At 70.0% G+C, this 25066-nt stretch carries 27 protein-coding genes; 21 read left to right on the top strand and 6 right to left on the bottom strand.

What is annotated here, in order from left to right; genetic code table 11:
- Positions 1-83 precede the first annotated feature (83 nt).
- Positions 84-1826, bottom strand: coding sequence for an enoyl-CoA hydratase-related protein (locus tag Ate02nite_RS10175; RefSeq protein WP_203802704.1), 1743 nt, complete (start codon positions 1824-1826; stop codon positions 84-86).
- A gap of 170 nt (positions 1827-1996) precedes the next feature.
- Between Ate02nite_RS10175 and mfd the strand changes: the two genes are divergently transcribed.
- From mfd to Ate02nite_RS10150, 5 genes are read left to right on the top strand one after another with little or no spacing between them, the layout of a single operon-like run.
- Entirely contained in the window at positions 1997-5620 is a 3624-nt protein-coding gene (gene mfd, locus Ate02nite_RS10170; protein WP_203802703.1) for a transcription-repair coupling factor, read from the top strand.
- A gap of 55 nt (positions 5621-5675) precedes the next feature.
- A complete protein-coding gene (locus tag Ate02nite_RS10165; protein WP_203802699.1) occupies positions 5676-6404 on the top strand; it encodes a hypothetical protein in 729 nt (242 codons plus the stop codon).
- A 2-nt stretch (positions 6405-6406) separates the two neighbouring features.
- Entirely contained in the window at positions 6407-7372 is a 966-nt protein-coding gene (locus Ate02nite_RS10160; RefSeq protein WP_203802696.1) for a nucleoside triphosphate pyrophosphohydrolase, read from the top strand.
- A 10-nt stretch (positions 7373-7382) separates the two neighbouring features.
- On the top strand, positions 7383-8999 hold the full coding sequence (locus Ate02nite_RS10155; protein WP_203802693.1) for a DUF885 domain-containing protein: 1617 nt from the start codon (positions 7383-7385) through the stop codon (positions 8997-8999).
- 29 nt (positions 9000-9028) lie between these two features.
- Positions 9029-9841: a DUF1206 domain-containing protein gene (locus Ate02nite_RS10150; RefSeq protein WP_203802690.1), complete on the top strand. Its 813-nt coding sequence runs from the start codon at positions 9029-9031 to the stop codon at positions 9839-9841.
- On the opposite strand, the gene Ate02nite_RS10145 is transcribed toward Ate02nite_RS10150, so the two are convergent.
- Both Ate02nite_RS10145 and Ate02nite_RS10140 read right to left on the bottom strand, forming a co-directional pair.
- Positions 9826-10512 carry a hypothetical protein gene (locus Ate02nite_RS10145; protein WP_203802687.1) on the bottom strand — a complete coding sequence of 229 codons (687 nt, stop codon included), beginning with the start codon at positions 10510-10512 and terminating at the stop codon, positions 9826-9828. The two genes, Ate02nite_RS10150 and Ate02nite_RS10145, sit on opposite strands and share 16 nt — an antisense overlap.
- A gap of 50 nt (positions 10513-10562) precedes the next feature.
- On the bottom strand, positions 10563-11189 hold the full coding sequence (locus Ate02nite_RS10140; protein WP_203802684.1) for a hypothetical protein: 627 nt from the start codon (positions 11187-11189) through the stop codon (positions 10563-10565).
- Between the two features lie 164 nt (positions 11190-11353).
- Between Ate02nite_RS10140 and eno the strand changes: the two genes are divergently transcribed.
- The 8 genes from eno to Ate02nite_RS10100 all read left to right on the top strand — a co-directional run bounded on the left by eno (position 11354) and on the right by Ate02nite_RS10100 (position 16895).
- Positions 11354-12637 (top strand): phosphopyruvate hydratase, encoded by a 1284-nt coding sequence (eno, locus tag Ate02nite_RS10135; protein ID WP_203802681.1) that lies wholly within the window; start codon positions 11354-11356, stop codon positions 12635-12637.
- A gap of 81 nt (positions 12638-12718) precedes the next feature.
- Entirely contained in the window at positions 12719-13273 is a 555-nt protein-coding gene (locus tag Ate02nite_RS10130) for an FtsB family cell division protein (RefSeq protein WP_203802679.1), read from the top strand.
- 2 nt (positions 13274-13275) lie between these two features.
- On the top strand, positions 13276-13779 hold the full coding sequence (locus Ate02nite_RS10125) for a DUF501 domain-containing protein (RefSeq protein ID WP_203802678.1): 504 nt from the start codon (positions 13276-13278) through the stop codon (positions 13777-13779).
- The gene (locus Ate02nite_RS10120) at positions 13780-14274 is read left to right on the top strand and encodes an amino-acid N-acetyltransferase (RefSeq protein ID WP_203802676.1); all 495 of its coding nucleotides are present in this window, start codon (positions 13780-13782) and stop codon (positions 14272-14274) included.
- Positions 14271-15176, top strand: a complete 906-nt coding sequence (locus Ate02nite_RS10115) for a Ppx/GppA phosphatase family protein (protein WP_203802674.1) — start codon at positions 14271-14273, stop codon at positions 15174-15176. The genes Ate02nite_RS10120 and Ate02nite_RS10115 overlap by 4 nt, the downstream gene beginning before the upstream one ends.
- A gap of 73 nt (positions 15177-15249) precedes the next feature.
- Positions 15250-15579 carry a PadR family transcriptional regulator gene (locus Ate02nite_RS10110; protein ID WP_203802665.1) on the top strand — a complete coding sequence of 110 codons (330 nt, stop codon included), beginning with the start codon at positions 15250-15252 and terminating at the stop codon, positions 15577-15579.
- Positions 15576-16493 carry a DUF1700 domain-containing protein gene (locus Ate02nite_RS10105; protein ID WP_203802663.1) on the top strand — a complete coding sequence of 306 codons (918 nt, stop codon included), beginning with the start codon at positions 15576-15578 and terminating at the stop codon, positions 16491-16493. The genes Ate02nite_RS10110 and Ate02nite_RS10105 overlap by 4 nt, the downstream gene beginning before the upstream one ends.
- Positions 16494-16502: 9 nt before the next feature.
- Positions 16503-16895, top strand: a complete 393-nt coding sequence (locus tag Ate02nite_RS10100; protein WP_203802661.1) for a hypothetical protein — start codon at positions 16503-16505, stop codon at positions 16893-16895.
- Between the two features lie 13 nt (positions 16896-16908).
- Here Ate02nite_RS10100 and Ate02nite_RS10095 read toward each other — a convergent pair whose 3' ends face one another.
- Positions 16909-17559, bottom strand: a complete 651-nt coding sequence (locus tag Ate02nite_RS10095) for a GNAT family N-acetyltransferase (RefSeq protein ID WP_203802659.1) — start codon at positions 17557-17559, stop codon at positions 16909-16911.
- Between the two features lie 21 nt (positions 17560-17580).
- Entirely contained in the window at positions 17581-17766 is a 186-nt protein-coding gene (locus tag Ate02nite_RS10090) for a hypothetical protein (protein WP_203802657.1), read from the bottom strand.
- A 311-nt stretch (positions 17767-18077) separates the two neighbouring features.
- Between Ate02nite_RS10090 and Ate02nite_RS10085 the strand changes: the two genes are divergently transcribed.
- A complete protein-coding gene (locus Ate02nite_RS10085) occupies positions 18078-18887 on the top strand; it encodes a helix-turn-helix domain-containing protein (RefSeq protein WP_239147272.1) in 810 nt (269 codons plus the stop codon).
- Positions 18875-19084, top strand: a complete 210-nt coding sequence (locus Ate02nite_RS10080) for a DUF397 domain-containing protein (RefSeq protein WP_203802654.1) — start codon at positions 18875-18877, stop codon at positions 19082-19084. Before Ate02nite_RS10085 ends, Ate02nite_RS10080 begins: the two co-directional genes overlap by 13 nt.
- Positions 19085-19097: 13 nt before the next feature.
- Here Ate02nite_RS10080 and Ate02nite_RS10075 read toward each other — a convergent pair whose 3' ends face one another.
- Entirely contained in the window at positions 19098-19607 is a 510-nt protein-coding gene (locus Ate02nite_RS10075; protein WP_203802652.1) for a DinB family protein, read from the bottom strand.
- A gap of 504 nt (positions 19608-20111) precedes the next feature.
- Between Ate02nite_RS10075 and Ate02nite_RS10070 the strand changes: the two genes are divergently transcribed.
- Genes Ate02nite_RS10070 through Ate02nite_RS10045 form a run of 6 tightly spaced genes read left to right on the top strand, consistent with a single transcriptional unit; the run spans position 20112 to position 25062 of the window.
- A complete protein-coding gene (locus Ate02nite_RS10070) occupies positions 20112-20825 on the top strand; it encodes a uracil-DNA glycosylase (protein ID WP_203803401.1) in 714 nt (237 codons plus the stop codon).
- Between the two features lie 51 nt (positions 20826-20876).
- On the top strand, positions 20877-21578 hold the full coding sequence (locus tag Ate02nite_RS10065; RefSeq protein WP_203802644.1) for a DUF4129 domain-containing protein: 702 nt from the start codon (positions 20877-20879) through the stop codon (positions 21576-21578).
- On the top strand, positions 21575-22153 hold the full coding sequence (locus Ate02nite_RS10060; RefSeq protein WP_203802641.1) for a hypothetical protein: 579 nt from the start codon (positions 21575-21577) through the stop codon (positions 22151-22153). Before Ate02nite_RS10065 ends, Ate02nite_RS10060 begins: the two co-directional genes overlap by 4 nt.
- Complete coding sequence (locus Ate02nite_RS10055; RefSeq protein ID WP_203802639.1) at positions 22150-23142, top strand: AAA family ATPase; 993 nt, start codon at positions 22150-22152, stop codon at positions 23140-23142. The genes Ate02nite_RS10060 and Ate02nite_RS10055 overlap by 4 nt, the downstream gene beginning before the upstream one ends.
- A complete protein-coding gene (locus Ate02nite_RS10050) occupies positions 23135-24499 on the top strand; it encodes a DUF58 domain-containing protein (protein ID WP_203802636.1) in 1365 nt (454 codons plus the stop codon). Before Ate02nite_RS10055 ends, Ate02nite_RS10050 begins: the two co-directional genes overlap by 8 nt.
- The gene (locus Ate02nite_RS10045; RefSeq protein WP_203802634.1) at positions 24499-25062 is read left to right on the top strand and encodes a hypothetical protein; all 564 of its coding nucleotides are present in this window, start codon (positions 24499-24501) and stop codon (positions 25060-25062) included. Before Ate02nite_RS10050 ends, Ate02nite_RS10045 begins: the two co-directional genes overlap by 1 nt.
- Positions 25063-25066: the final 4 nt, after the last annotated feature.

Raw genomic sequence — 25066 nt, 5'->3', positions numbered from 1 at the left:
AAGGACGGCGCTGTCCCCGACTCTGCCGATGCTATCGGCGCGGCCTAGGGGCCGGGTGAATTGAGGCAAGTCTCACGGATCCGTCACGCTGAGACGGGTACCGCCGGACGAAGCGTAGCGGTCCGCCGGGACTTGGGGGCAGCCTTGGCCGGGGTGGGCGGCAGCAGGCGGGCGGGGGTCTCGGTGGCCTTCACCTTGCGGACGAACGCGAGCCGGGCGGCCGCGAAACCGGACCGGTCGGCGTACATGTCCCGGCTCATCTCGGCGAGTTCCTGTGCCTCGTACACCTCGATGGGGACCCTCTCGGCGGCAAGCCGCCTCGCCTTGGCCTGGCGCCGGTTGCGCGCGGTGCGCACCTCACTCTCGCGTTCGGCGAGGGCGGCCAGCCAGTCGGCGTACGCGTCGGGGTGGCGCGGTCCCACCTCGTCGACCAGGCCGATCGACCGGGCCCGGGCGGCACTGACCGGCAGCTTCTCGTCGATCAGCCGTTGCGCGGACTCCGCGCCGACCCGCCGCGGCAGTGTGAACGTGTGCAGTTCGGAGCCGTACAGCCCCATGTCGTAGTACGGGTTCAGGACGATTCCGTCGCGAGCGGCCACGATGTCGGCGCCCAGGCCGAGCATCACGCCACCGGCGCCGGCGCTGCCGGCATATCCGGCGATGACCACCTGCCGGGTACACGTGATGATCTCCCGGCAGACCTCGTTGATCGCCCGGATGTTGACCCAGGCCGCGCCGGCCGGGTCCGTCGAGGCCTCGATGACGTTGAGGTGGATGCCGTTGCTGAACGAGTCGGTGCCGCCCCGCAGCACCAGCACCTCGGTGTCCTGCGCGACCGCGTGCCGCAGCGCGGCGATCAGCCGCCGGCAGTGCCCCGGCGCCATCGCGCCGTTGTAGAAGTCGAAGGCCAGCCAGCCGACCGCCCCGGTACGCCGGTAGCGCACCTGCCGATAGGTGCCGGGATGCTCGGGCTCGCTGCCCACCGGCAGCGGCGAGTGGACCACCCCGCGCAGGCGCGCTCCGAGCAGCGAGGTCGCCGGGAGCTTGATGCCGGCCCGGCCGTGCCCCGGGTCGGCCGGCCGCAGATGTCCCAGCCAGACGCTGCCGTCCCCGGTGCCGACCAGCACCGCACCCTGCCGGCGGCTGAGAAGCTGGCCGGGGTGCCCGCCCCGGCCGAGGCCCGGCAGAGCGTCGTAGGCGAACACCGGGAGCCCGCCGACCTCGGTCTTCACGCCCGGGGCGCCGTCGGCGGCCCGGATCTTCCGGACGATCTGCTCGGTCGGGTCGGACCAGTCGAAGGTGCGGTCGGGCTGGCGCATGAGCGGCCGGGCCTTCCCCGGGCCGGCCGGCACCGGGGTGAAGGCCGGGTCGTGCGCCTTGGTGACCACCTCCAGGACGCACTCCATCGCGGCGTCCGCGACCGGCCCGTTGTAGAGCGACGACTTGCGCGGCGGCGCGGCCGGCAGGGCGAACGTGCGGGTGGCCCAGATCGGCCCGGCGTCCATCTCCTCGACGGCCTGCAAGGCGGTGACCCCCCAGGAGCGGGCACCTTCGGCGATCGCCCAGTCCAGCGAGGACGGTCCGCGGTCGCCGACCGGCCCCGGGTGAATGATCACGGTCCGCCGGCTCTGCCAGACCTTGGCCGGCACCCGGTCCTTGAGGAACGGACAGATGATCAACTCGGGGTCGGCCCGTTGCACCCCCGAGATCATGTCCGCCTCGCTGGTCGCGAACAGCACGCTCACGTCGTGCCCGGCCTCGCGCAGCGCGCACCAGGCCCGCTGGCTCAGTCCGTTGAACGCCGTAACGAGCAGCAGGATCCGCACGTTGCCTCCTTGGGAGCCTTACAACTCGCTGGGACTATTCTCCGGATATCGACCGTTATACCGGACATGTTGTCCGACCCGTAAATGTCAGAGGGCCGGACTAGACTCGTCCGCATACCCCCGTCCCGCCGGACGCTGGGGTTATTCGACGTGTTCGTGAGGTCATCACCATGCAGCTCTCCGGCCTGATTCCGGCGGCCCTGCGCGACCGCGGGCTCGCTCGTGCCCGCGACCTCGCGCGTAAGGGTTTCGTCGACTCCGACTCGCTCGACCTGACCGCGCCTGCCTCCTTGCGGCCGTTCGTGGTCGCCACCGTGGCCGGTGGCGCCGATCTCGGTGGCGCCGAGCGGCCGGTGCTCGCCGTGACGGCCACCAGCCGGGAGGCCGACGACCTGGCCGAGGCGCTCGGCTGCCTGATCGACCCCGACCGGGTGGCCGTCTTCCCGTCCTGGGAGACGCTGCCGCACGAGCGGCTGTCGCCGCGCTCCGACACGGTCGGCCGCCGGCTCGCGGTGCTGCGCCGGCTCGCCCACCCGGCCGGCCGGCCGCTGCGAGTGGTCGTGGCGCCGGTGCGCAGCGTGCTCCAGCCGCAGCTCAAGGGCCTCGGCGACCTCGAGCCGGTGGAGCTGGTCACCGGCGGGTCGGCCGACCTGGAGGGCGTGGCCCGGCGGCTCGCCGACATGGCCTACGCCCGGGTCGACCTGGTCACCAAGCGCGGTGAGTTCGCGGTGCGCGGCGGCATCCTCGACGTCTTCCCGCCCACCGACGAGCACCCGTCCCGGGTCGAGTTCTGGGGCGACGAGGTCGAGGAGATCCGCACCTTCGCGGTCGCCGACCAGCGCACCATCGACCCGGTCCAGCGGCTGTGGGCGCCGCCCTGCCGCGAGCTGCTGCTGACGCCCGACGTCCGCGCCCGGGCCGCCCAGATCGCCGCCGCGCACCCGGAGCTGGCGGAAATTCTCGACAAGCTGGCCGAGGGCATCCCGGTCGAGGGCATGGAGTCGCTGGCCCCGGCGCTGCTGGACGGCACCGACAGCATGGAGCTGCTGCTCGACTGCATGCCGGCCGGCACCCACGTGGTGCTCTGCGACCCCGAGCGCATCCGCACCCGGGCGCACGACCTGACCCGCACTTCCAATGAATTTCTCGAGGCCTCCTGGGCCGCGGCCGCCGTCGGCGGCCAGGCGCCGATCGACGTCGGCGCCGCCGCCTTCAAAACCCTTGCTGATGTACGCGCACATGCCGCGACCCTGTCCCAGCCGTGGTGGACCGTCTCGCCGTTCGGCCTGGCCGAGACGTCCGAAGCGCCCGCCGACGACCAGCCGTGGCTGGAAGCCGTGCCCGAGGTGGCGGTCTCTCCCGACCTCGGCGACGCCATCGCGCTCGCCGCCCAGCCGGTGCCGCTCTATCACGGCGACACGTCCCGGCTGACCGCCGATCTGACCGAGTGGGTCGCGGCCGGGTGGGCGGTCGCGCTGATCTTCGAGGGGCACGGCACCGCCCAGCGGGCCACCGAGGTGCTGCGCGACGCCGGCGTCGGGGTCACCCCGGTCGACTCCATCGAGAAAGCCATCGAGTCCGGCCAGGTGCTGATCACCTGCGGCGGGCTCAACCACGGTTTCGTCGACGCGGCCTCGCAGCTGGCCGTCATCACCGGCAACGACATCAGTGGCGGCCGCGGTGCCTCCACGAAAGACATGCGCAAGATGCCGTCCCGGCGGCGCAACACGATCGACCCGCTCGAGCTGAAGCCCGGCGACCACGTCGTGCACGAGCAGCACGGCATCGGCCGCTACGTCGAGCTGGTGCAGCGCACCGTGAACGGCGCCGACCGCGAGTACATCGTGATCGAGTACGCGGCGTCCAAGCGCGGCCAGCCCGGCGACCGGCTCTACGTGCCGACCGACCAGCTCGACCAGCTGTCCCGCTACGTCGGCGGCGAGCAGCCGACGCTGCACAAGATGGGCGGCGCCGAGTGGCAGAAGAGCAAGGCGCGGGCCCGCAAGGCGGTCCGCGAGATCGCCGCCCAGCTGATCCAGCTCTACGCGGCCCGGCAGTCGTCGCAGGGCCACGCGTTCGGTCCCGACACCCCGTGGCAGCGCGAGCTGGAGGACGCCTTCCCCTACACCGAGACGCCCGACCAGCTGTCCGCGATCTCCGAGGTCAAGCACGACATGGAGCTGGCCGTCCCGATGGACAGGCTGATCTGCGGCGACGTCGGTTACGGCAAGACCGAGATCGCCGTGCGGGCCGCGTTCAAGGCGGTGCAGGACGGCAAGCAGGTGGCCGTGCTGGTGCCGACGACGCTGCTGGCCCAGCAGCACTTCAACACGTTCACCGAGCGGATGAACCAGTTCCCGATCCAGATCAAGCAGCTGTCCCGGTTCCAGACCCCGACCGAGGCGAAGCAGACCCTGGAGCACGCCGGCGACGGCACCGCCGACATCGTGATCGGCACCCACCGCCTGCTGTCCAACTCGACCAAGTTCAAGAACCTCGGCCTGATCATCGTCGACGAGGAGCAGCGCTTCGGCGTCGAGCACAAGGAACAGCTCAAGGCCCTGCGCGCCTCAGTCGACGTGCTGACCATGTCGGCCACCCCGATTCCGCGCACCCTGGAAATGGCGATCACCGGCATCCGCGAGATGTCCACCATCGCCACCCCGCCGGAGGAACGCCACCCGGTGCTCACCTTCGTCGGCGCGCAGGACGACAAGCAGGTCGCCGCCGCCATCCACCGCGAGCTGCTCCGCGACGGCCAGGTCTTCTACCTGCACAACCGGGTCGAGTCGATCGACCGCGCCGCCCGCAAGCTGCGCGAGCTGGTCCCCGAGGCGCGGGTCGCGGTGGCGCACGGCCAGATGAGCGAGGAACAGCTGGAGAAGGTGATGGTCGGCTTCTGGGAGAAGGAGTTCGACGTCCTGGTCTGCACCACGATCGTCGAGTCCGGCATCGACATCCCGAACGCCAACACCCTCATCGTCGAACGCGCCGACCTGCTGGGCCTGGCCCAGCTGCACCAGATCCGCGGCCGGGTCGGCCGGGGCCGCGAACGGGCGTACGCCTACTTCCTCTACCCGCGCGAGAAGCCGCTGACGGAGCACGCCCACGAGCGCCTGGCCACCATCGCCCAGCACACCGAGCTGGGCGCCGGTATGTATGTCGCGATGAAGGACCTGGAGATCCGCGGCGCCGGCAACCTACTGGGCGGCGAACAGTCCGGCCACATCGAGGGCGTCGGCTTCGACCTGTACGTGCGCATGGTCGGCGAAGCCGTGGCGGCCTTCAAGGGCGAACGCCCCGAGGAGGAGCCCGAGGTCAAGATCGACCTCCCGATCGACGCGCACCTGCCGGTCGAGTACATCTCGGTGGAACGCCTGCGCCTGGAGATGTACCGCAAGCTGGCCGAGGCCCGCGAAAACAAGCAGCTCGACGAGGTGGTCGCCGAGATGACCGACCGCTACGGCGAGCCCCCGACCCAGGTGGCCAACCTGATCGCGGTCGCCCGCTTCCGCCAGGTGGCTCGCGCCTACGGCCTGACGGATGTCTCGATGCAGGGCAAGCACATCCGCTTCTCCCCGCTCCCGCTGCCCGATTCCAAGCAGATGCGCCTGAAGCGCTACCACCCCGACTCCGTCTACAAACAGGCCACCGACCAGGTGAGCGTCCCCCGCCCCGCCACCCGCCGGATGGGCGGCGAGCCCCTACGAGACCAAACCTTGCTCGAGTGGTGCGCCCAGCTCCTGAAAGACGTCCTGGGCGAGATCCCGATCAAGGCCGCGGTAGGCGGTTGATCCGTTTTCCGGGGGTCGGCGGCGTGGGTCACAGCGGGCGTGAGAGAGTCAGGCCATGCAGCGTGCTCGCCGACTCGCATCCGTCGCCGTCGTCGCGTCACTGGCCGTGGCCGGGCTTTCCGCCTGCCGGTCGGCGCCGTCGGTGGCCGCCTACCTTGGCGATGTTCGCATCACCGAGTCCCGTGTGCAGGATGTGTGGGACGAGGCGCAGGACGCGGTCGTCGAGGCCGCCGGGCCGGCCCCGGCCGCGCCGGTGACCATGCCGATCACCCGCACCGACGTGGTGCGCACCCTGGTCAGCTCGGACGTGCTGGCCAAGGTGGCCAAGCAGCAGAGTGTGTCGCTGCCGGCCGACCTGTCCTACGACGAGTACGCCACGTCGCTGCACGTCCCGGCCACCACCGAGTTCGTGAAGCTCTACGCGCAGGCCGACACCTACGTCCGGCTGCTGCGCGAGGGTGTGAAGAACCCGCCGGCGTCTACCGACGCCGACCTGCGTGAGGTCTACGACGTGCTTTCGGAGAACGGTCAGGTCGAGGGCTACTCGTTCGACCAGTTCAAGCAGAGCCTGCCCGACTCCAACAAGCAACTGGTGCAGACCGCCACCGCGGTGCGGCAGGAGATCGCCGAGATCACCGCGCCGATGAACATCACGGTCAACCCGCGCTACCAGCCGCTCGGCATCCCGGTGCTGCAGTTCCAGACGCAGAACGGCGCCGTGCGCCCGCTGGTGAGCGTCCCGCTGGGTGCGGACGAGTCCGTGCCGGTCAGCGCCGTTTCCTAAAGGTGCCCGCCCGGATCGTCCTGCTGGTCACCTCGCCGCGCCTGCCGGCCGGTCTGCTGACCGCGGCTGCCTGGGACGCCGTCCGGCAGTTCCCGGTGTTCACCGCGGCCGAGTCCGAGCAGTCCGACGCGCTGCGGCACGCCGGTGTGCCGGTGACGGTGGTCGATCCGGACCCGGAGCGGCTGCTGGCCGAACTCGCCGGGCGGGAAGCTGTGGTCTGGCTCTCCGGGCCGGCCGGTGACCAGGATTTCGCCCGGCAGCTCGGGCTGCGCCTGACCCGCGAGCCGGACCGGGCCGAGCTGGAACTCATGTACGGCTCCTGGGATCCGCCCGGCGCCCGCCTGCTCGACGCGGTGACCGTGATGGACCGCCTGGCCTCCCCGGGCGGTGACCCGTGGAAGCGGGCTCAGACCCACCGCACCCTGGCCCAGTACCTGCTCGAAGAGTCCTACGAGGCGTTCGACGCGATCGAGTCCGACGATCTGGGCGCTCTCCGCGAGGAGCTCGGCGACGTGCTCCTGCAGGTGGTCCTGCACGCCCGGCTGGCCGAGGAGATCCCGGACGGCGCGGCCTGGGGCATCGACGACGTGGCGGGCGACCTGGTCGACAAGATGGTCCGCCGCAACCCGCACGTCTTCGCCGGGGCCGAGGTGACCGGCATCGACGAGATCACCGAGAACTGGGAGCGGATCAAGAAGGCCGAGAAGTCCCGCGACTCGGTTCTCGACGGCATCGCGCTCAGCCAGCCGGCGCTGTCGCTGGCCGCCAAGATCCTGCAGCGGGCCGAGCGCGCCGGCCTCGGCGTACCCCTGCCCGGCGGTGATGACCTCGGCCCGGCGCTGTTCCGGGTGGTGGCCGAGGCGCGCGCCGCCGGGGTGGACGCCGAGGCGGAATTGCGGCGGGCCGCATTGGAGTACGCGGAAGAAGTGCGGAGCGCCGAGCAGAAAAATGTCGGACCCGCCGAGTAGTTTTCTCGGCATGCCGGAGTTCGTGCCCCTCGCTGAGCGCATCGTCGACGCCATCCTGCAGAGCGATCCCGCGATCGCCTCGGAGGCCGGCGACCACCGTTATGACGACCGCCTGCCCGACCTGTCGCCGGGTGCGCTCTCCGAGCGGGTGAGCATGCTGCGCGATGCCGCCGATTCGCTGTCCGGCATCGATCCCGAGTCGTTCGGCCCGGAAGACCAGGCCGACCACGCGATTCTCGCGGCGATGGTCGAGCGCGACCTCTTCGAGCTGACCGATGTGCGCGAGCACGAGTGGAACCCGTTGCACCACAACCCGGGCCCGCTGCTGCACGCGCTGATCGCCCGCCAGTTCGCGCCGGTCGAGGAGCGACTGACCAGCATGGGCGGCCGGCTCGCGGCGATTCCCGACGCGCTGGCCACCGCCCGGGCGGTGCTGCGCGACGTGCCGCGCATTCACGCCGAGACCGCGGTGGGCCAGTTCGCCGGCACAGCCGCGCTGATCCGCGACGAGTTGCCCGCGCTCATCGCGCAGCAACCGAGCATGCGGGGCGCGGTCGAGCCGGCCGCCGCAGCGGCACTGGCCGCCCTGAGCGAGTTCGACGGCTGGCTGCACACCCGACTGGAGAGCGGCGAGCCGGGCCGGGATCCACGCCTGGGCCGCCCGCTGTGGGAGGCGCGGCTCTGGCACACCCTCGACACCGAGCTGCCCGCCGCCGACGTGCTGTCCCGGGCCCGGGAGCGGCTCGACCGGGTCGGCGCGGAGCTGCGCGCGGCCGCTGCCGAGCTGGTGGGCGGGCCGGAGAGCGACGAGACGGTCCGTCGCGCGCTCGACAAGCTCGCCGCCGACCACCCCGACGACGCCACCATCGTCGACCTGGCCAAGGTGACGATGGAGGAAGCGACCGCGTTCGTCCGCGAGCACGACATCCTCACCCTGCTCGACGACCCGTGCGTGATCGAGGAGATGCCCGAGTTCGCCCGCGGCGTCGCGGTGGCCTATTGCGACCCGCCCGGCCCGCTCGAGACGGCCGACGTGCCCACGTTCTACTGCATCTCGCCGACCCCGGCCGGCTGGTCCCCGGAGCGGGTCGAGTCGTTCTACCGGGAGTACAACGACCACATGATCCGCGACCTGACCGTCCACGAGGCGATGCCCGGCCACTTCCTGCAGCTGGCGCACGCGCGGCGGTTCCGGGCCGAGACCCGGGTGCGGGCGCTCGGCTGGTCCGGCCCGTTCTGCGAGGGCTGGGCGACCTATACCGAGGAGCTGATGGCCGGCCTCGGCTTCGGTGGCCTGCCGGTGCGCCTGCAGCAGCTGAAGATGCAGCTGCGGATGTGTCTCAACGCGATCATCGACCAGCTGGTCCACTGTGCGGACCTGCCCGAGGCCGAGGCGATGGAGCTGATGACCGTCCGCGGCTTCCAGGAAGAGGGCGAGGCGGCCGGCAAGTGGCGCCGGGCGCTGCTCACGTCCACTCAGCTGAGCACCTATTTCGTGGGCTACACCGAGGTGGCCGAGATCGCCGCGGCCCGCCCGTTCGGCGCCACCCCCAAGGCGTGGCACGACGCCATGCTGGCGCACGGCTCCCCGCCGCCGCGCCACCTGCGCACGCTGCTGGGCGTTTAGCCGATAGATCCACAGGTCAAGAGGAGGAGGTGGCCTCCTTGACCTCGCACGCCCACAAAGCCGCCGACAACCCCTGGCTGGAGCGACTGGCCCGTGCCGGGCTGGTCGGCTACGGCGTTCTGCACGTGCTGTTCGCGTGGCTGATCCTGCGCATCGCGTTCGGCACCGCCCCGGCCGACGGCGACCAGTCCGGGGCGCTGCACCACCTGGCCACCAAGCCGTACGGTGCGGCCCTGATCGTGCTGCTCGTGGTCGGGCTGACCGCGATGGTGATCTGGCAGGTCTTCGAGGCGGCGATCGGTCACCGTGGCGAACGGGGCCGGCATCGCGTCTACGAGCGGGTCGCGTCGGCCGGCCGGGCCGCGTTCTACACCTACCTCGCGTGGACCGGCATCAAGGTGCTGCGCGGCAAGAACAAGTCGACTGCCGACCTGCAGGAGCAGGCCAGCCAGGACCTGATGGTGTCCGGCGGCGGCCGGCTCGCGGTGGCGGCGATCGGGGTGGTGGTCGCCGCGATCGGTGTCGGCCTGGCGATCTACGGCCTGACCAAGAAGTTCGAGAAGCACCTGCGAACGTCCCGGATGACCACCCAGGTCCGCCAGGTCGTGCGCCGGCTCGGCGAGGTCGGCTATTCGGCCAAGGGCGGTGCCTACGCCATCGCCGGCGTCCTGCTGGTGGCCGCGGCCGTCACCTACGACCCGGACAAGGCCCGCGGCCTCGATGCGGCGCTACGGGCGATGGCGGCCCAGCCCTACGGCACGTGGCTGCTGGTGGTTACCGCGCTCGGGATCGCGGCCTACGGGGTGTTCTCGGTGGTACAGGCCCGTTACCGGAAAGTCTGAGAGCGCCGGTCCGTTATCTGCGCCGAGCCCGGCAGGTCGAAGCCGGCCGGCTGGGCCTTTTCCTGGTACGCCGTCAGGGCCTGCTCGAAGCGCTGACCCGCAATCGTGCCGGTGAAGCTGCCCAGCGCGCCCTCATTGGTGACGCAGATGCCGAACTCGGCCGTGGGCGTGCCGTCGACCTGCTTGAGATCGAGGCAGGTGGCGTGTCGCCCGGCGATCGTGGTGTCGTGCGGCACCGCCTCCACCTCCTGGTCGAGGGAGGCCGTGTTGAGCAGGGCGAGCGCCGCCTCCGGGGTGATCAGCGTGCTGCCGGTCAGCGGGGCCGCGGTGGCCGGCGCCGGGTCGGTCCGGGTGCACTTCAACGTGGTGTCGCCGGTGCAGCGGGTGGTGCCGGTGGTCTGCTCGAGGAGCCGGCCGCCGGGATAGACATATGACGTCCGGGCGGGCTTCTGGGCCTGCGTCACGGTCGCGGTGTCGCCGCCGGCGAGCTGATAGGTCGCCGTGTACGTGAGTCCGGTCACCCGGGCGAGCTGGGTGGCCATCTCCGAGACCAGGTCGTCGCGGCTGATGCCGGCCGCGCTGGCCTGGTCGAGACCGGCGCACCCGGTCGCGCCGAGCAGCACCGCGACGCTTGCGAGACCGGTGACGGTAAGGCGCAGACGGAAGGGCACGACTGACACCCTTGCCTACCCGTGCAACCGGGCGCAAACGAGAATCCGACTCAGTCGTTGCCGCGGTTGCGATGCATCAGCTGGTTCCGCATGATGTACCGCCGGATCACCCGGGCCTGCACTTCTTCCTGGTCGTCGAAGACGGCGACCATCTCCACCGAGAGCGGGCCACGCACCGGCACCTGCTGGCGCATCGAGTTGACCTTGTAGGTGGTGGCCGGGAACGACACCACCTCGTCGCCGACCTGAATACTCAGCGTCATCTCGTCGCCGGGGTACAGCTCGACGTCGGTGAAGTGCGCCCGGACCGCCCGCTCGCTCATGTCGTGCACCGTGCCGGCCGCGTCCTGGTGTCCCGGGCGGCTCATCACCACCGGTTCCCCGCCGCCGCCGCGCACGTAGGAGCGGCTCTGCAGCACCGCCGGGTGGCCGGTGAAGCGGACCTCCACCCGGTTGCCGTCGACCGCCAGCACGTACCCCTGCTGGGCGTACCGGCCGCGCGGAGCCGCAGCCCAGCGCAGTTCCACCGTCGAATTCGCGGGAGGCACGTGGGCCATCGCCAGGGAGAGTGTGATCACCGTCCCGGAGGCGTGCACCACTCGTACCTCGGGGTTCGTTTCGCCGTACGAGGTCATCTCGAGGTATGACCCATCCGGCGGGAGAGTCGGAGCGCTCATAGTGCCCGGGTGTTCGGCACTTAAGTCCCGATCCTTAGCCATCCGGCATAAGTTCACCGGCCCCCCGTACGCCCGATCCCGGGCCCGGATACGCTCAGTGCCGTGGTCGGCCGCAAGGTCGCGGTCGAAGACCTGCAGCCTTATGAAGGGGAGCGACACCACACATGGCCACCATTGAAGCGATCGTCGCCCGCGAGATTCTCGACTCCCGGGGTAACCCGACCGTCGAGGTCGAGGTCGGGCTGGACGACGGAACGGTCGGCCGCGCCGCGGTGCCTTCGGGCGCCTCCACCGGCGCGTTTGAGGCGCTCGAGCTGCGCGACGGCGACAAGGGCCGTTACCTGGGCAAGGGCGTTGAGAAGGCCGTTGCCAACATCGAAGACAAGATCGCCGACGAGCTCATCGGGTACGAAGCGAGCGAGCAGCGGCTGATCGACCAGAAGATGCTCGACCTGGACGGCACCGCCGACAAGTCGGAACTGGGCGCGAACGCGATCCTGGGCGTTTCGCTGGCGATCGCCAAGGCCGCCGCGCAGTCGGCCGAGCTGCCGCTGTTCCGTTACCTCGGCGGCCCCAACGCGGCGCTGCTGCCGGTGCCGATGATGAACATCCTGAACGGTGGTGCGCACGCCGACTCGAACGTCGACGTGCAGGAGTTCATGATCGCCCCGATCGGCGCGCCGACCTTCCGCGAGGCGCTGCGCACCGGCGCGGAGGTCTACCACGCGCTGAAGTCGGTGCTGAAGAAGAAGGGCCTGTCGACCGGTCTCGGCGACGAGGGCGGCTTCGCGCCGAGCCTGCCGGCCAACGCCGCCGCGCTCGACCTGATCGCCGAGGCGGTCAAGGCGGCCGGCTTCACCCTGGGCACGGACATCGTGCTGGCCATGGACGTCGCGGCCACCGAGTTCTACAAGGACGGGGCGTACGTCTTCGAGGGTTCGCCCAAGTCGACGGACGAGCTGATCGCCTACTACGCCAAGCTGGTCGACGAGTACCCGATCGTCTCGATCGAGGACCCGCTGGCCGAGGAGGACTGGGCCGGTTGGAGCGCGATGACCGCTCAGCTCGGCAACAAGATCCAGATCGTCGGCGACGACCTGTTCGTGACCAACCCGACCCGCATCGGCCGGGGCATCGCGGAGAGCGCCGCCAACTCGGTTCTCGTCAAGGTCAACCAGATCGGCTCGCTCACCGAGACGCTGGACGCGGTCGACCTGGCCCACCGGGCCGGCTTCAAGACGATGATGTCGCACCGTTCGGGTGAGACCGAGGACACCACGATCGCCGACCTCGCGGTCGCGGTCGGCAGTGGCCAGATCAAGACCGGCGCCCCGGCCCGTTCGGACCGCGTCGCCAAGTACAACCAGCTCCTGCGCATCGAGGAGCAGCTGGAGAGCGCCGCCCGGTACGCCGGTGCGGGCGCTTTCCCGCGTTACCGGGCCGCGTAACGGCCCGACCGAAGATCATGGAGTTGTGGCACTCTCAATGGGAGTGCCACAATCCGTGGCCGGTCGAGCGGGGGAGCAGGGGTGACCACACAGCGACGCGCACCGAGCGGACAGGGCCCGTCCCGCCGTCCCGGCTCGTCGCGGGTGCGCACGACCGGCACGACCCGCGTGCAGACTCGCACCCGGGCCCGGCCCGCGCCGACCCGCCGCACCGTCAACGTGGGCACCGGCCCGGCTAAACGCACCGCCGCCCCGCGGCCACGCGCGCTGACCGGCCGGGCGACCGTCTTGATCGTGGTTTTCGTGGCGCTCGCCTTGGCGTACACGTATCCGTTGCGGGTTTATCTCGCCCAGGAGTCGCAGATCGCTCAGCTGGAGGCCGACCAGGCCGCCCAGCGCAAGCTGATCGCCGCCAAATCGCAGGAACTGGCCAAGTGGGACGACCCGGAATACCTCCGGGCCCAGGCCCGGGAGAGACTTTTCTACGTGCTGCCGGGGGAGACCCCGCTGCGCGTGCTCAACGACCCGGCCGGCGCGGCCAAGGAGTCCGGTAAACCGGCCGCGGCCGTCCCCGACCGCTGGTATTCCACGCTGTGGAGCAGCGTCCAAGCCGCCGACTCGGAGCCTTCCAACTGACTATGGCCACACCCTCCGAAGCCGACCTCGAGATCGTGGCGGCCCAGCTCGGCCGCCCTCCCCGCGGCACCCGGGCGATCGCGCACCGCTGCCCCTGCGGCAATCCCGACGTGGTCGAGACCGAACCCCGCCTGCCGGACGGCACCCCGTTCCCCACGCTCTTCTATCTGACCTGCCCGCATGCGACAGCCGCGTGCAGCCGGCTGGAGTCGGCCGGCGTGATGCGCGACATGCAGGACCGGTTGTCGACCGATCCGGAGCTGGCCCAGCACTACGCGAAGGCGGCCGAGGACTATCTGGCCCGGCGCAAGGCCATCGAGGACGTCCCGGAGATCTCGCACGTGGCCGCGGGCGGCATGCCGGACCGGGTGAAATGCCTTCACGTCCACCTCGGGCACGCCCTGGCGGCGGGCCGGGGCGTCAACCCGTTCGGCGACGAGGTGCGCGACGCCGTGGAGCCATGGTGGGTCGAAGGACCCTGCGTTTCTCTTAAAAAGGACGAATGAGTGGAAATCCGGCGGGCGCGCACCCGGGACATCAGGGCCATCCGGGCTCTCGTCGATGCCTACACCGCCGACCGGCGCCTGCTCAGCAAGGCTACGGTCACGCTGTACGAGTCGGTGCAGGAATTCTGGGTCGCCGTCGACGAGCAGGATCGCGTACTCGGGTGCGGCGCCCTGCACGTGATGTGGGAAGACCTTGCTGAGATCCGTACCGTCGCGGTTGATCCGGCCTTCCGCGGCCGCAAGTTGGGGCACAAGATTGTGTCCCGCCTGCTGGATGTGGCAAGGGAATTGGGCGTAGCCCGGGTTTTCTGCCTGACCTTCGAGACCCATTTCTTCGGCTCGTTTGGATTCACCGAAATCGATGGCGCGCCGGTGCCGCATGCCGTCTACGAGCAGCTCCTGCGCTCCTACGACGAGGGTGTCGCCGAGTTCCTCGACCTGGAGCGGGTCAAACCCAACACCCTGGGGAACACGAGAATGCTGCTGCACCTATGAGAGTCGCGGCGATCGACTGCGGCACCAATTCGATCCGCCTGCTGATCGCGGACGTCGCGGACGGCGAGATCACCGATGTGGTCCGGCGGATGGAAATCGTCCGGCTGGGCGAGGGCGTCGACCGCACCGGCCGGCTTTCCGACGAGGCGCTGGCGCGCACTCGCGCAGCTCTTCAAGCCTATGAATCCGAAATATCGGGTTTGGGCATCAAAAAAGTCCGGATGTGCGCCACCTCCGCCTCTCGGGACGCCTCCAACGCGCACGAGTTCCGCGACATGGTGCGCGGTGTCCTGGGTGTCGACCCCGAGGTGATCACCGGCGACGAGGAGGCGCGGCTCTCCTTCACCGGCGCGGTGGCCGGCCTGGATGCCGATCCGCCCTTCCTGATCTTCGACATCGGCGGCGGCTCGACCGAGTTCGTGACCGGCGTCGACGGGGTCGAGCACGCGATCTCGACGGACATCGGCTGCGTCCGGATGACCGAGCGGCACCTGCACTCCGATCCGCCGTCGGCCGCTGAGATCGCGGCGACCGAAACGGATATAACGGACGCGGTGGATGCAGCGCTGGCTGCGGTTCCCGGCCGAGAGGCGCGCACGCTGGTCGGGCTGGCCGGCACGGTCACCACGATCACGGCGCTGGCTCAGGGGCTCCCCGGTTACGACGCGAGCCGGATCCACCACGCCCGGGTCAGCCGCGAGGCGGTCGCCAAGGTGGCCGACGAACTGCTGGCGATGACCACCGCCGAACGTCTCGCCCTGCCGGTCATGCACCCCGGCCGGGCCGACGTGATCGTCGGCGGTGCCCTGATCCTGAAGATCGTCATGGAGCGCTCGGGCCACGAATCCCTGATCGCCTCGGAACACGACATCCTCGACGGCATCGCCTTCTCGATCGCCTAGAGCCGTCCCTTTTGGGCAGTGCCTACTACTCCCGCCTTGACGGTACTTCGCAGTGCGCAGTACTGTGCGGCGCGTGGATACGACCCAGCTCCTCAAGGGCGTGCTGGACCTGGCCGTCCTGGCCGCCCTCCGCGACGAGGACGGCTACGGCTACGACATCCTGCGCCGGTTGCGCGCGGCCGGTCTGGACGAGGTCGGCGACGCGTCGGTCTACGGCACGCTGCGCAGGCTGTTCAACGGCGGCCTGCTCAACACCTACGTGGTGCCCAGCGACGAGGGCCCGCACCGGAAGTACTACGGGCTCAACGCGGCCGGCCGGGCCGAGTTGCAGAGGTCCGGCAAGATCTGGCACGGGTTCGCATCCACGATGGACGACTTGCTGCGCGAGCGGGGGGCGGCGTGAACACCACGGCACAGGACGAGATCTACGAGTACGTCGGCGCCGTCCGGCAGGCCCTGGCGGGCCTGACCGACGAGATGCGCGACGAACTGCTGGAAGACCTTCCGGAACACCTGGCGGAAGTCCTGGCCGAGGATTCCGGCACGCTTGTCGACCGCTTGGGCACCCCCGAGGCGTACGCCGATGAGCTGCGCTCCTCTGCCGGCCTGGTCGGCGGTTTCCCGGATCCGCCACCGCCCCGCTTCCCGCAGTTGGTCGAGACCCGCGACAACCTCCTTCGGTTGCTGGGGCAGGCGGACGTACGCGTCGGTCCGGTGATTGGCTACCCGAAGGCCAGCGACTTCCTGATCCTGCTGCGCCCGGCCTGGTGGGTGCTCCGCGGTTACCTGGCCGCGATGGCGATCGCTTTCCTTCTGGACACCAACCGCAGCGGCACCGGCCTGCTGCCCCGGGTTGGCGACAACGAGCTGGTCGCCCTGTTCCTGCTGGCCGGCGGCGTGATCGTGTCGATCGTCCTGGGTGGACGCAGCCGCAACTTCGCCCGCGGGCCCCGCTACGCGCTGCGAGCCGGCACCGCCTTCCTGATCATCTTTGCCCTGGCCGGTTTCGAGGGCGCCGACAGCAGCGCCCGCAACATTCAGTACAGCGATGCCAATTACGGCACCTATTACGACAACAACCCGTACAGCCACGTCAATGACGTTTTCGTGTACGACGGCACCGGAAAATTGGTGAGCGGCGCCCACCTGTACGACCAGGATGGCAACCCGATCGAATTCGGCGACAGCAACTGTGTGGACCAGGCGCAGTACGACGCGGCCATGGCCCGGGGTGGCGGTTACCCCTGGTGCGCCGAGAACGCCCCGTTCGGCAGCGCCAGCCCGTCCGCGCCGCCCTCACCCACCCCGTCCAGCTAGTTATCTGCTGTGGCAATGGTGCTCAGCTTTGTGGGACTTGCGCCGTGGGGTGTCGGAATCGAGGTCATCGAGTGTGAGACCCCGGACGGCGTGGTCGACATGTACAACGACTCCATGCTGCGATCGGCGACGTTGACCTGCGATTCCGTGCCCACCCTGTCGTTCCAGCTGGTCGACGACCGGAGTGGCCGAGACTATTTCCTTGAATTCTTGGCCGTCAAAGACCTCGTATTCAAGCAGGAGCCGCTGACCTTCGGTGCGAACCGATGGGATCCGCAACGGGTCAAGACCTTCTACGGCGTGGAGCTGCCGTCGACGGTCGGCGTGACCACACTAGAAATCCGAACCATCGTGGGCGACTACAACTTGCAATGTGACTCCGTGCGGTTCCGGTGGGGTTAAGCGCAGGCGTCCGTCAGGAATCCGGACGAGCCGCGAGGAGGACCTCGGAACCGACCGGCCGGAAGCCGGCCGCATGGAATGAGCGCACGGCCCGGGCGTTGCCCGGCGACTGCTGAGACCAGATCATTTCCCCTTCCGGTACGAGATGCCGGGACGCCACCGCCAGCTTCCGCCCGAGCCCGTGGTGGCGTTCGCCCGGCTCGACCTCGATGGCCATCTCCCACCGCCCGGCAATGCCCCGCCCGAGAACGACCACGCCGCCGTCGGCGATCCAGACCCGCACGTCGTCTCGCCGGGCCAGGGCCCGGCGAACCCGGGGATGCTCGGTGTCGCTGATTTCCTTGAGTGCGACCGGCGGTTCTCCCGGCAGAGCAGAGGCGACGGTGAGCAGGTCGATGGTCTCGGTCCGGCGCCCGGTTCGCGTCAGCAGCGCGGCGAGGAACAGCGGGTTCATCGCCGCCGCCAGCGGATCACAGTCGATCCCGGCCAGCGTGGCCCGCACCCAACCCGGGTCCTCGTCGAGGAACACCACCGAATGCCCGGTGAACGCCACCACCCCCGCGTCCCGCGCATTGTGCTGCGGCACAACGGTGACCCCGGCGTCGTCCGCCGGAAACCGCCCGGCCCCAGCCGCTTCCAGAATCCCCGCAAGTGTCTGCTCCATACCCCCATTAGATCGGTGGGTTCAGCAAGCGTCGCGCCCAGCCGTGAGCACGTCCCGGACGTCCTCGGGGTACAGCAGAAGCACGATGGCCTCTCGGTCGGGGCGATAGCGCACATCCCGAACGTCGAGCAGCAAGTCACCAAGATCGACGCGAAGATCCGCCTCCGGGTGCCCCAGCAACATTTGCATCAGCTCAATGCGGTCCATGACCACTCCCCACCGCAACAGTGCGAATCGAACACTCGCAACGCAATGTTTCTCCACACCGCCGACACCACCGAGTCTTAATCCGAAAGCTCAAGAGCCCCGCCAGAAATCCCACAATCATCGCGGACGTCACCGCCACCGCCAGTGCCATTGTTTCTCCTCCACAGGCTGCAAAATTGGCCTTCACAGTCTGCTGAGGACACCGATAGGCTCGTAACCCTGAATGGACTTTCCGGGAGTCGCCGTGCGGCGAATCCTTTTCATGTGTGACTCGCGTGGCGAAGATCTTGATTCGGTGGCGGGAGTGTGGAATGCCCGAGGAACAGATGACGCCGTCGGCGTTTCTGCTTGGCGAGTTGCGGCGGGCGAGGTCTGCGGCAGGCCTGAGTCAGGAGGACCTCGGCAAGTCGATCAACTATTCCGGCTCGCAGGTCAGTGCGGTGGAGACCGGTCAGCGTCCGCCTACTCGGGATTACCTGGTTGCTGTCGACGGTGCGCTGGGCACCGGCGGCCTGTTCGAGCGCGTGCTCAGCGAGTTGGTCGGCCTCGACCAGGCTCCGGTCTGGTTTCGGGACTGGCTGATCATCGAGCGCGAGGCGACGCTGATTCGATGGTTCGAGCCTTCGATCGTCCCTGGCCTGCTGCAGACGGAGACCTACGCGCATGCCGTCATCGCGGGCTCCGGCATGGTCGACCCGGCCGAGATCGAGCAACGCGTCGTCACGCGGATGGAGCGGCAGCGGGTGCTGTCATCGTTGACCCCGCCAACCCTGATCGCACTCATTGACGAAGGTGTGCTCCGCCGCGTCGTCGGTGATCCGAAAGTCATGGTGCGGCAGTGCGAACACCTTCTCGAATGCGCCGAGGAATCCAGAATTCAGGTTCACGTCGTCCCGGCATCGGCCGGGTCATACGCCGGGCTTGCCGGGCCCTTCATCCTTGCCAAAGGACGCGACTTCGAGGCCGCCCATCTCGATACACCTTGGCAGGCTCAGATCGTCGGTCGCCGCGATGCCGTTGATAGCCTGATCAAACGATGGGAGGCGATCCGGGGTGAGGCGCTGCCCTGGAAGCACTCCATTGACTTGATCAAGGAAGTGGCGGAGTCATGGAAGACCTGAGCGGGGCCGTCTGGCGCAAATCGATTCGCAGTGACAACGGCGGGGCCTCCTGCGTCGAGGTGGCCGCGAACCTGCCCGGCATCGTCGGCGTGCGGGACAGCAAGGACCGCTCAGGTCCGGTGCTGACCTTTGCCCCGCCCGTCTGGGCGGCGTTCGTCGAGGGCCTCAAGGGCGGCGAGTTCGACCTGCCTGGGTGATCGACTGGTTTTCCTATTCGCCCACCTCGCCGTCGATGCTCTCGCGCAGCAGGTCGAGGTGGCCGCAGTGGCGAGCCGTTTCCTCGATCATGTGGGCCAGTGCGTAGCGCAGGGTGAAGCTCTGACCGTCGGCGCGGGCTCGGTCGTCGAGCGCGGCATCGGCAATGACCGCGGCGGACCTCGCGCACTCGGCGCGATAGGCGTCGACGAGGTCGGCCAGGGTGTCGCCGGGGGCGATGGCGAACGCGCCGGGTTCCTCGTCGGTCCAGGGTTCGGGCAGGTCGTGGTCGGCGAAGTCGATGCTGAACCAGAATCGCTCGACTCCGGTCAGGTGCTTGACCAGCCCGGCCGGAGTGAGCGTGGAAGCCGGCACCGAACGACCGAAAGCCTGCTCGTCGGTGAGCCCGGCGACCTTGGCGACCACCGTGCCGCGCAGGAAGTCGAGCAGAGTGGTGAGGGTTTTACGCTCGCCGGCATCCTGAGCGGGGCGGACGCGGACCAGGCTTGCCGAGGAATCCACCATCGGGCCACCGTAGCGACGGGCACCGACAATTTTCGGCTCCCGGATCCCGGCCGGTCTTCTCGGATTCCGGGCTTGGTCCCGCATCGTGGTCATCGCTCCCAACCAGCGGACGGTCCTCCCGCATTGCGGTTGACCCCACGTCCACAAACCACCCGAAACGGGTTATAAGCTGCGGCAGATTTCTGATTCGCCACGATCATGTTGAATTGCTGCTAGCTCCTAACGCGAGGTCCTCAAGATCGCCACGCGCCGGAGCGCCCGGCGGCGTGCGGCGCCAGGGCGGTGGCGGGGCAAGGGCGAGCGATGCAGCGCCGGGGTGCAGTTGGTGCGGGCGTCGGGCGGCAAGCGCGCCACGGCGGCAAGCGCGCCACGGCGGGAGGCGCGGCGTGGCGGCAAGCGCGGCGCGGCAGGAAGCGCGGCGCATCGGGACGACGTTGGGGGCGCGGCGGGGGAGAGGTGGACGTGGTGAGGTTGGGTGGGGTGGAATCCCGTACCGCGAGGGACGTGGTGCGGCGGGCGGCCGCGGCCGCTGACCTCGGCGTGCTCGACGCTGAGATCGCGGAGTGTTTTGCCTGCCCGCGGCTTGTCGAGTGGCGGGAGGAAGTCGCCCGGGTCAAGCGGGCCGCCTTCCGCGACCAGGTCTACTGGGGCCGGCCGATCCCGGGCTTCGGCAACGCCGACGCCGAGATCGGGATCCTCGGCCTGGCCCCGGCCGCGCACGGCGGCAACCGCACCGGCCGGCTCTTCACCGGTGACCGCTCGGGTGACGTGCTCTTCGCCGCCCTGCACCGCGCCGGCCTGGCCAACCAGGCCCTCAGCGTGTCGATCGACGACGGCCTCGAACTCCGTAATACCCGGATTTTCCCGGCCGTGCGGTGCGCGCCGCCGGACAACAAGCCGACCCCAACGGAGCGCGACACCTGCGCGCCCTGGTTCCACCGGGAGCTTGAACTGATTCGCCCGACTTTGAAGGTCGTCGTAGCGCTCGGGGCATTTGCCTGGGGTGCGTGGTGGCCCGCCATGAGCGCGGTCTACAAAGTCAAAGCCCCGGTGCCCCGGCCGAAGTTCGGGCACGGCGCGCTGGTCAGCCTGCCGGGCGTCCCGGACCTCCTCGGGTGTTTTCACGTCAGCCAGCAGAACACCTTCACCGGACGGCTCACCCCGGCGATGCTCGACGACGTGTTCGCCCGTGCGAAGTCCCTCGCGGGCCTGGCATGATTCGGCACGTCCGATAACCGAAGCTCCGAAGCCAAGGGACAGCCCGCGCTGATGGATCTCGCCGCTGTGCGACGTTGGTGGCCGATGGCCGCCGTCTTCGTGCTGCTCTTCGTGACCGCGCTCGCCGCCACCCGGTCGGCGCCGCAGCTCGATCAGATCCAACCGGACGCGACGCCGACGCCCCCGCCGCTGCTGCCGACCAGCCAGCCCAGCGTGTCGAAGGCTCCGCAGCCGCCGCCCGAGGCCGCTCAGGGCCTGCCGGAATGGCTGGGCACCGCGGCGCTGGTCCTGTTCGGCCTGGTGCTGGCGGTCGCGCTGGTCGTGGTGATCTGGGCGGTGCTGCGCGACGCGGCCAAGCGGCGGGCACGCAAGGGCAAAAGGCAGATCAAAACCAGTCAGGACGGCACGCGTACGGCGGACGAGCTGGTCGCCGCGCTGGACGCCGGCCTGGAGGAGTTGTCCGACTCCGATCGGGACCCGCGCCGTGCCGTGATCGCCTGCTGGGTCCGCTTGGAGCAGGCCGCGGCGGCGGCGGGCACCACCCGGCATCCGGGGGACAGCCCGACCGACCTGGTCGGCCGGCTGTTGCGCGAGCAGCAGGTCGACGCGCACGTGCTGGCCGCGCTGCTCGAGGTCTACCGCGAGGCGCGCTACGCGACGCACACCGTCGACAACCAGATGCGCCAGCAGGCGATCAGCGCCCTCGAAAGGTTGCGGGCCGATCTGGGTGCGAGCGCGGGGGTGCTGGGATGAGCGACGGCGGGCTCGACCAACTGTTCAGCTTCCGCGACGACCCGGTCGAGGAGGTCGTCGAGGCGGCGCCCAAGCAGAAGTCGCGGGCCTGGTGGGTGGTCCGCAACGCGCTGCTGATCGCCGGGGCCACGGTGGTGACCATCGCCGCGATGCGCGCCGGTGGACTGCACATCTCCGTACTCCTGGTGGTGGCGTTTTTCATCGGTTTGCGCGCCGTGCTCTACGCGGTGTCCGAGGTGGCGCCGCCACCGCTGCCCAAGAGGCGGGGCGGCTCTCAATATAAAGACGACGGCCGGGCCCTCGATTCGCTGCGTGCCGCGGTGCGCCGCTGGGAGCGAAACCTGGACCGGGCGCACACCGATCCGGATCTGTATACGAGTAACGTCCTGCCGGTGATTGCCGAGCTCGCCGATGAGCGCCTGCGGCTGCGGCACGGGATCACTCGGACGTCCGACCCGCGGCGTGCCCGCGAGTTGCTCGGCGACCCACTTTGGGCGGCTTTGCACGATCACGGGCGCCGCACGGCGAAGTCCCGTGAACTGGAGACCTACGTGGATGCGTTGGAGAGACTGTGACGGAAAATGCCCTTCCCCCGTACGAGGTGGGCAGGTTGGCCGGTGCCGTTCTGGACTCGGTCGGCAGCGTCCTGGTGGGCAAGCGAGAGTCCCTCGAGCTCGTCCTGGCCGGCATCCTGGCCGGCGGGCACGTGCTGCTGGAGGACCTGCCCGGTCTCGGTAAGACGCTGACCGCCCGGTGTTTCGCACAGTCGCTCGGCCTCGACTTCCGCCGCCTGCAGTTCACCCCCGACCTGCTCCCGGCCGACGTCACCGGCTCCTTCCTCTATGACCAGCGCAAGGGTGACTTCGCGTTCCGGGCCGGCCCGGTCTTCACCAACATGCTGCTGGCCGACGAGATCAACCGGACGCCGCCGAAGACCCAGGCCGCGCTGCTCGAAGCGATGCAGGAGAAGCAGGTCTCGGTCGAGGGTGTCACCTACCGCCTCGACCCGCCGTTCCACGTGCTCGCCACCGCCAACCCGATCGAATACGAGGGCACCTACCCGCTGCCCGAGGCCCAGCTCGACCGGTTCCTGATCCGGGTGTCGTTCGGTTACCCGACGGCCGAGGAGGAGTGGGAGGTGCTGCAGCGCCGGATGTCCCGCCGCCAGGAGGAGTCGTTCCTGCAGCCGGTGGTCAACTCCCAGGTGTTGCAGGCCATGCAGACCGCGCTGGAGAGCGTGACGGTCGAGGACTCGATCGGCCGCTACATCGTGTCGCTGGCCGCGGCCACCCGCGAGCACGCGTCGGTCCTTGTCGGCTCGTCCCCGCGTGGGTCGCTGGCGCTGCTGCTGCTGGCCCGGGCCCGGGCGGCGATGGCCGGCCGCGACTTCGTGGTGCCCGAGGACGTCAAGGACGTGGCCATTCCCGCCCTGGCCCACCGGATCACGCTGCGGCCGGAGATGTGGCTGCGCCGCGTCGACCCGTCGTTCGTGGTGCAGGAGGTGCTGACCAACGTGCCGGCGCCGGCCAGCGGCGCGCTGCCCACCTACGCGCGGCATGACTGACCGGCCGCTGCTGCGCTTCGCGGTGCCACAGGCGCCGCCCGAGCCCGAGTTGGTGGCCGGGCCGGCCTGGGTGCCGACCCGGGCGCTGGGCCGGTCGGTGCTGCTCACCGGCTTGCTCCTGCTGCTCGGGGTGGCGCTGGGCCGGGTCGACCTGGTGCTGCTGGCGGCGCCGTTCGCGATCGGTGCGGCGGCCGGCCTGCGCCGGATGCCGCGGTCCGCACCCGAGCTGACCATCTCGGCGGGGGAGGACCACATCGTCGAGGGCGGCCAGGTGGAGGCCGCGGTGACCGTGACCAACCCCGACGTCATCACGTACGACCTGGTCGTGGTGCGTACCCGTACCTCTCCCTGGTTGAAGCTGGAACACGCCGACCGCCCGTTCGCGATCCGGGTGCCGCCGGACGGCTGGCACGCGGTGGATCTGCCCGGCGACGCCAACCGGTGGGGCCGCCAGGACGTCGGTCCGGCGGCGGCGCGCGTCGCCGCCTGCGGCGGCCTGCTGGCCTGCCGGCCGGTGGTGGTGCCGGCCCGCGCGGTGCGGGTCTATCCGGTCACCGATCCGTTCAACGCCACCGAAGCCATGCCGGCCGCCGCCGGCCTGGTCGGAAACCATCGGTCGCGACGGCCGGGCGAGGGCGGCGAGCTGGCGGGCGTACGGCCGTTCGCGCCGGGCGACCGTCTGCGGCGCATCGACTGGCGGGTGTCGCTGCGCACCCGGGATCTGCACGTCGCGTCCACCCTCTCCGACCGGGACGCCGAGGTGCTGCTGCTGCTCGACGTGCTGGGCGAGGTGGGCCGCTCGGGCGGGGTCGGCGGGGGCGCGTCGGTGCTGGACACCACGGTCCGGGCGGCCGCCGCGATCGCCGAGCACTACCTGCACCGGGGCGACCGGGTGTCGCTGCTGGAGTACGGCGCGACGGCCCGCCGGCTGCGCCCGGCCACCGGCCGCCGGCAATACCTGACCGTTCTGGAGTGGCTGCTCGACGTGCGGCCCGATCCGGTCGAGTCGGAGAACGACAACTACGCGAACGTCTTCGGCGCCCACCGGGTCTCCTCGGACGCCCTGGTGATGGTGCTGACCCCGCTTGTCGACCCGCGCTCGGCGGACATGCTGGCCCAGCTCACCCAGTCCGGCCGGTACGTGGTGGCGGTCGACACGCTGCCCCCGGGGGCCGCCCCGGCCAACCGCGGGCAGTGGACGCCGCTGGCCACCCGGCTGTGGCGGCTCGAGCGGGAAAACGTGCTGGGCCGGCTGCGCGAGCATGGCGTGCCGGTGGTGGCCTGGGCCGGGGCCGGCAGCCTCGACCTGGTGCTGCGTGACGTGGCCCGGCTCGCGTCGGCACCTCGGGGGCGTTGATGGCCCGGTCCTTCTCGGCGGTGGTCACCTCCGCCCGCGCGGTCACCTCCCGGGCCACCGCGACCCCGTTCCTGGTCCGCTGCGGGGTGGGTCTGTCCGGCCTGCTGGCGATGCTGGTGGCCTGGCCGGTCTCGCTGCTCGGGACCCAATATTTCATCCCCCTCACCCTGCTCGCGATCTATCCGGCGGTGGCACCGCGCGGCCGGGGCGCCACCCTCGCGGCGATGGCCGTGGTGGGCGGCTGGCTGGTGGACACGGCTGGTTACGGCGCCGAGGTGGAACTGTGGCGGGTCCTGTCGATCGCCACCCTGCTCTACCTCGGACACAGCCTGACCGCGCTGGCTGCGGTTCTGCCGTTCGACGCGGTGGTGAACCTGGACATGGTGGGCGGCTGGATGTTCCGCGCCGCGCTCGTGGTGCTGATCTCTGCGGTACTCACCGTGTTCACCTTGGCACTCTCCGCTGACCTGGCCGGCAGTGCCTTCCTGGTGGCGACGCTCGTCGGCATCGCGGGCGCGGTCGGCGCCACCGTCCTGATTGCACGGCTCTTGCAGAGAGCGTGAAATC

This window comes from Paractinoplanes tereljensis (assembly GCF_016862435.1).
Classification (GTDB): Bacteria; Actinomycetota; Actinomycetes; order Mycobacteriales; family Micromonosporaceae; genus Actinoplanes; species Actinoplanes tereljensis.
The sequence above is the reverse complement of the archived record's forward strand: the minus strand, read 5'-3'. Positions and strand labels throughout refer to the sequence as shown.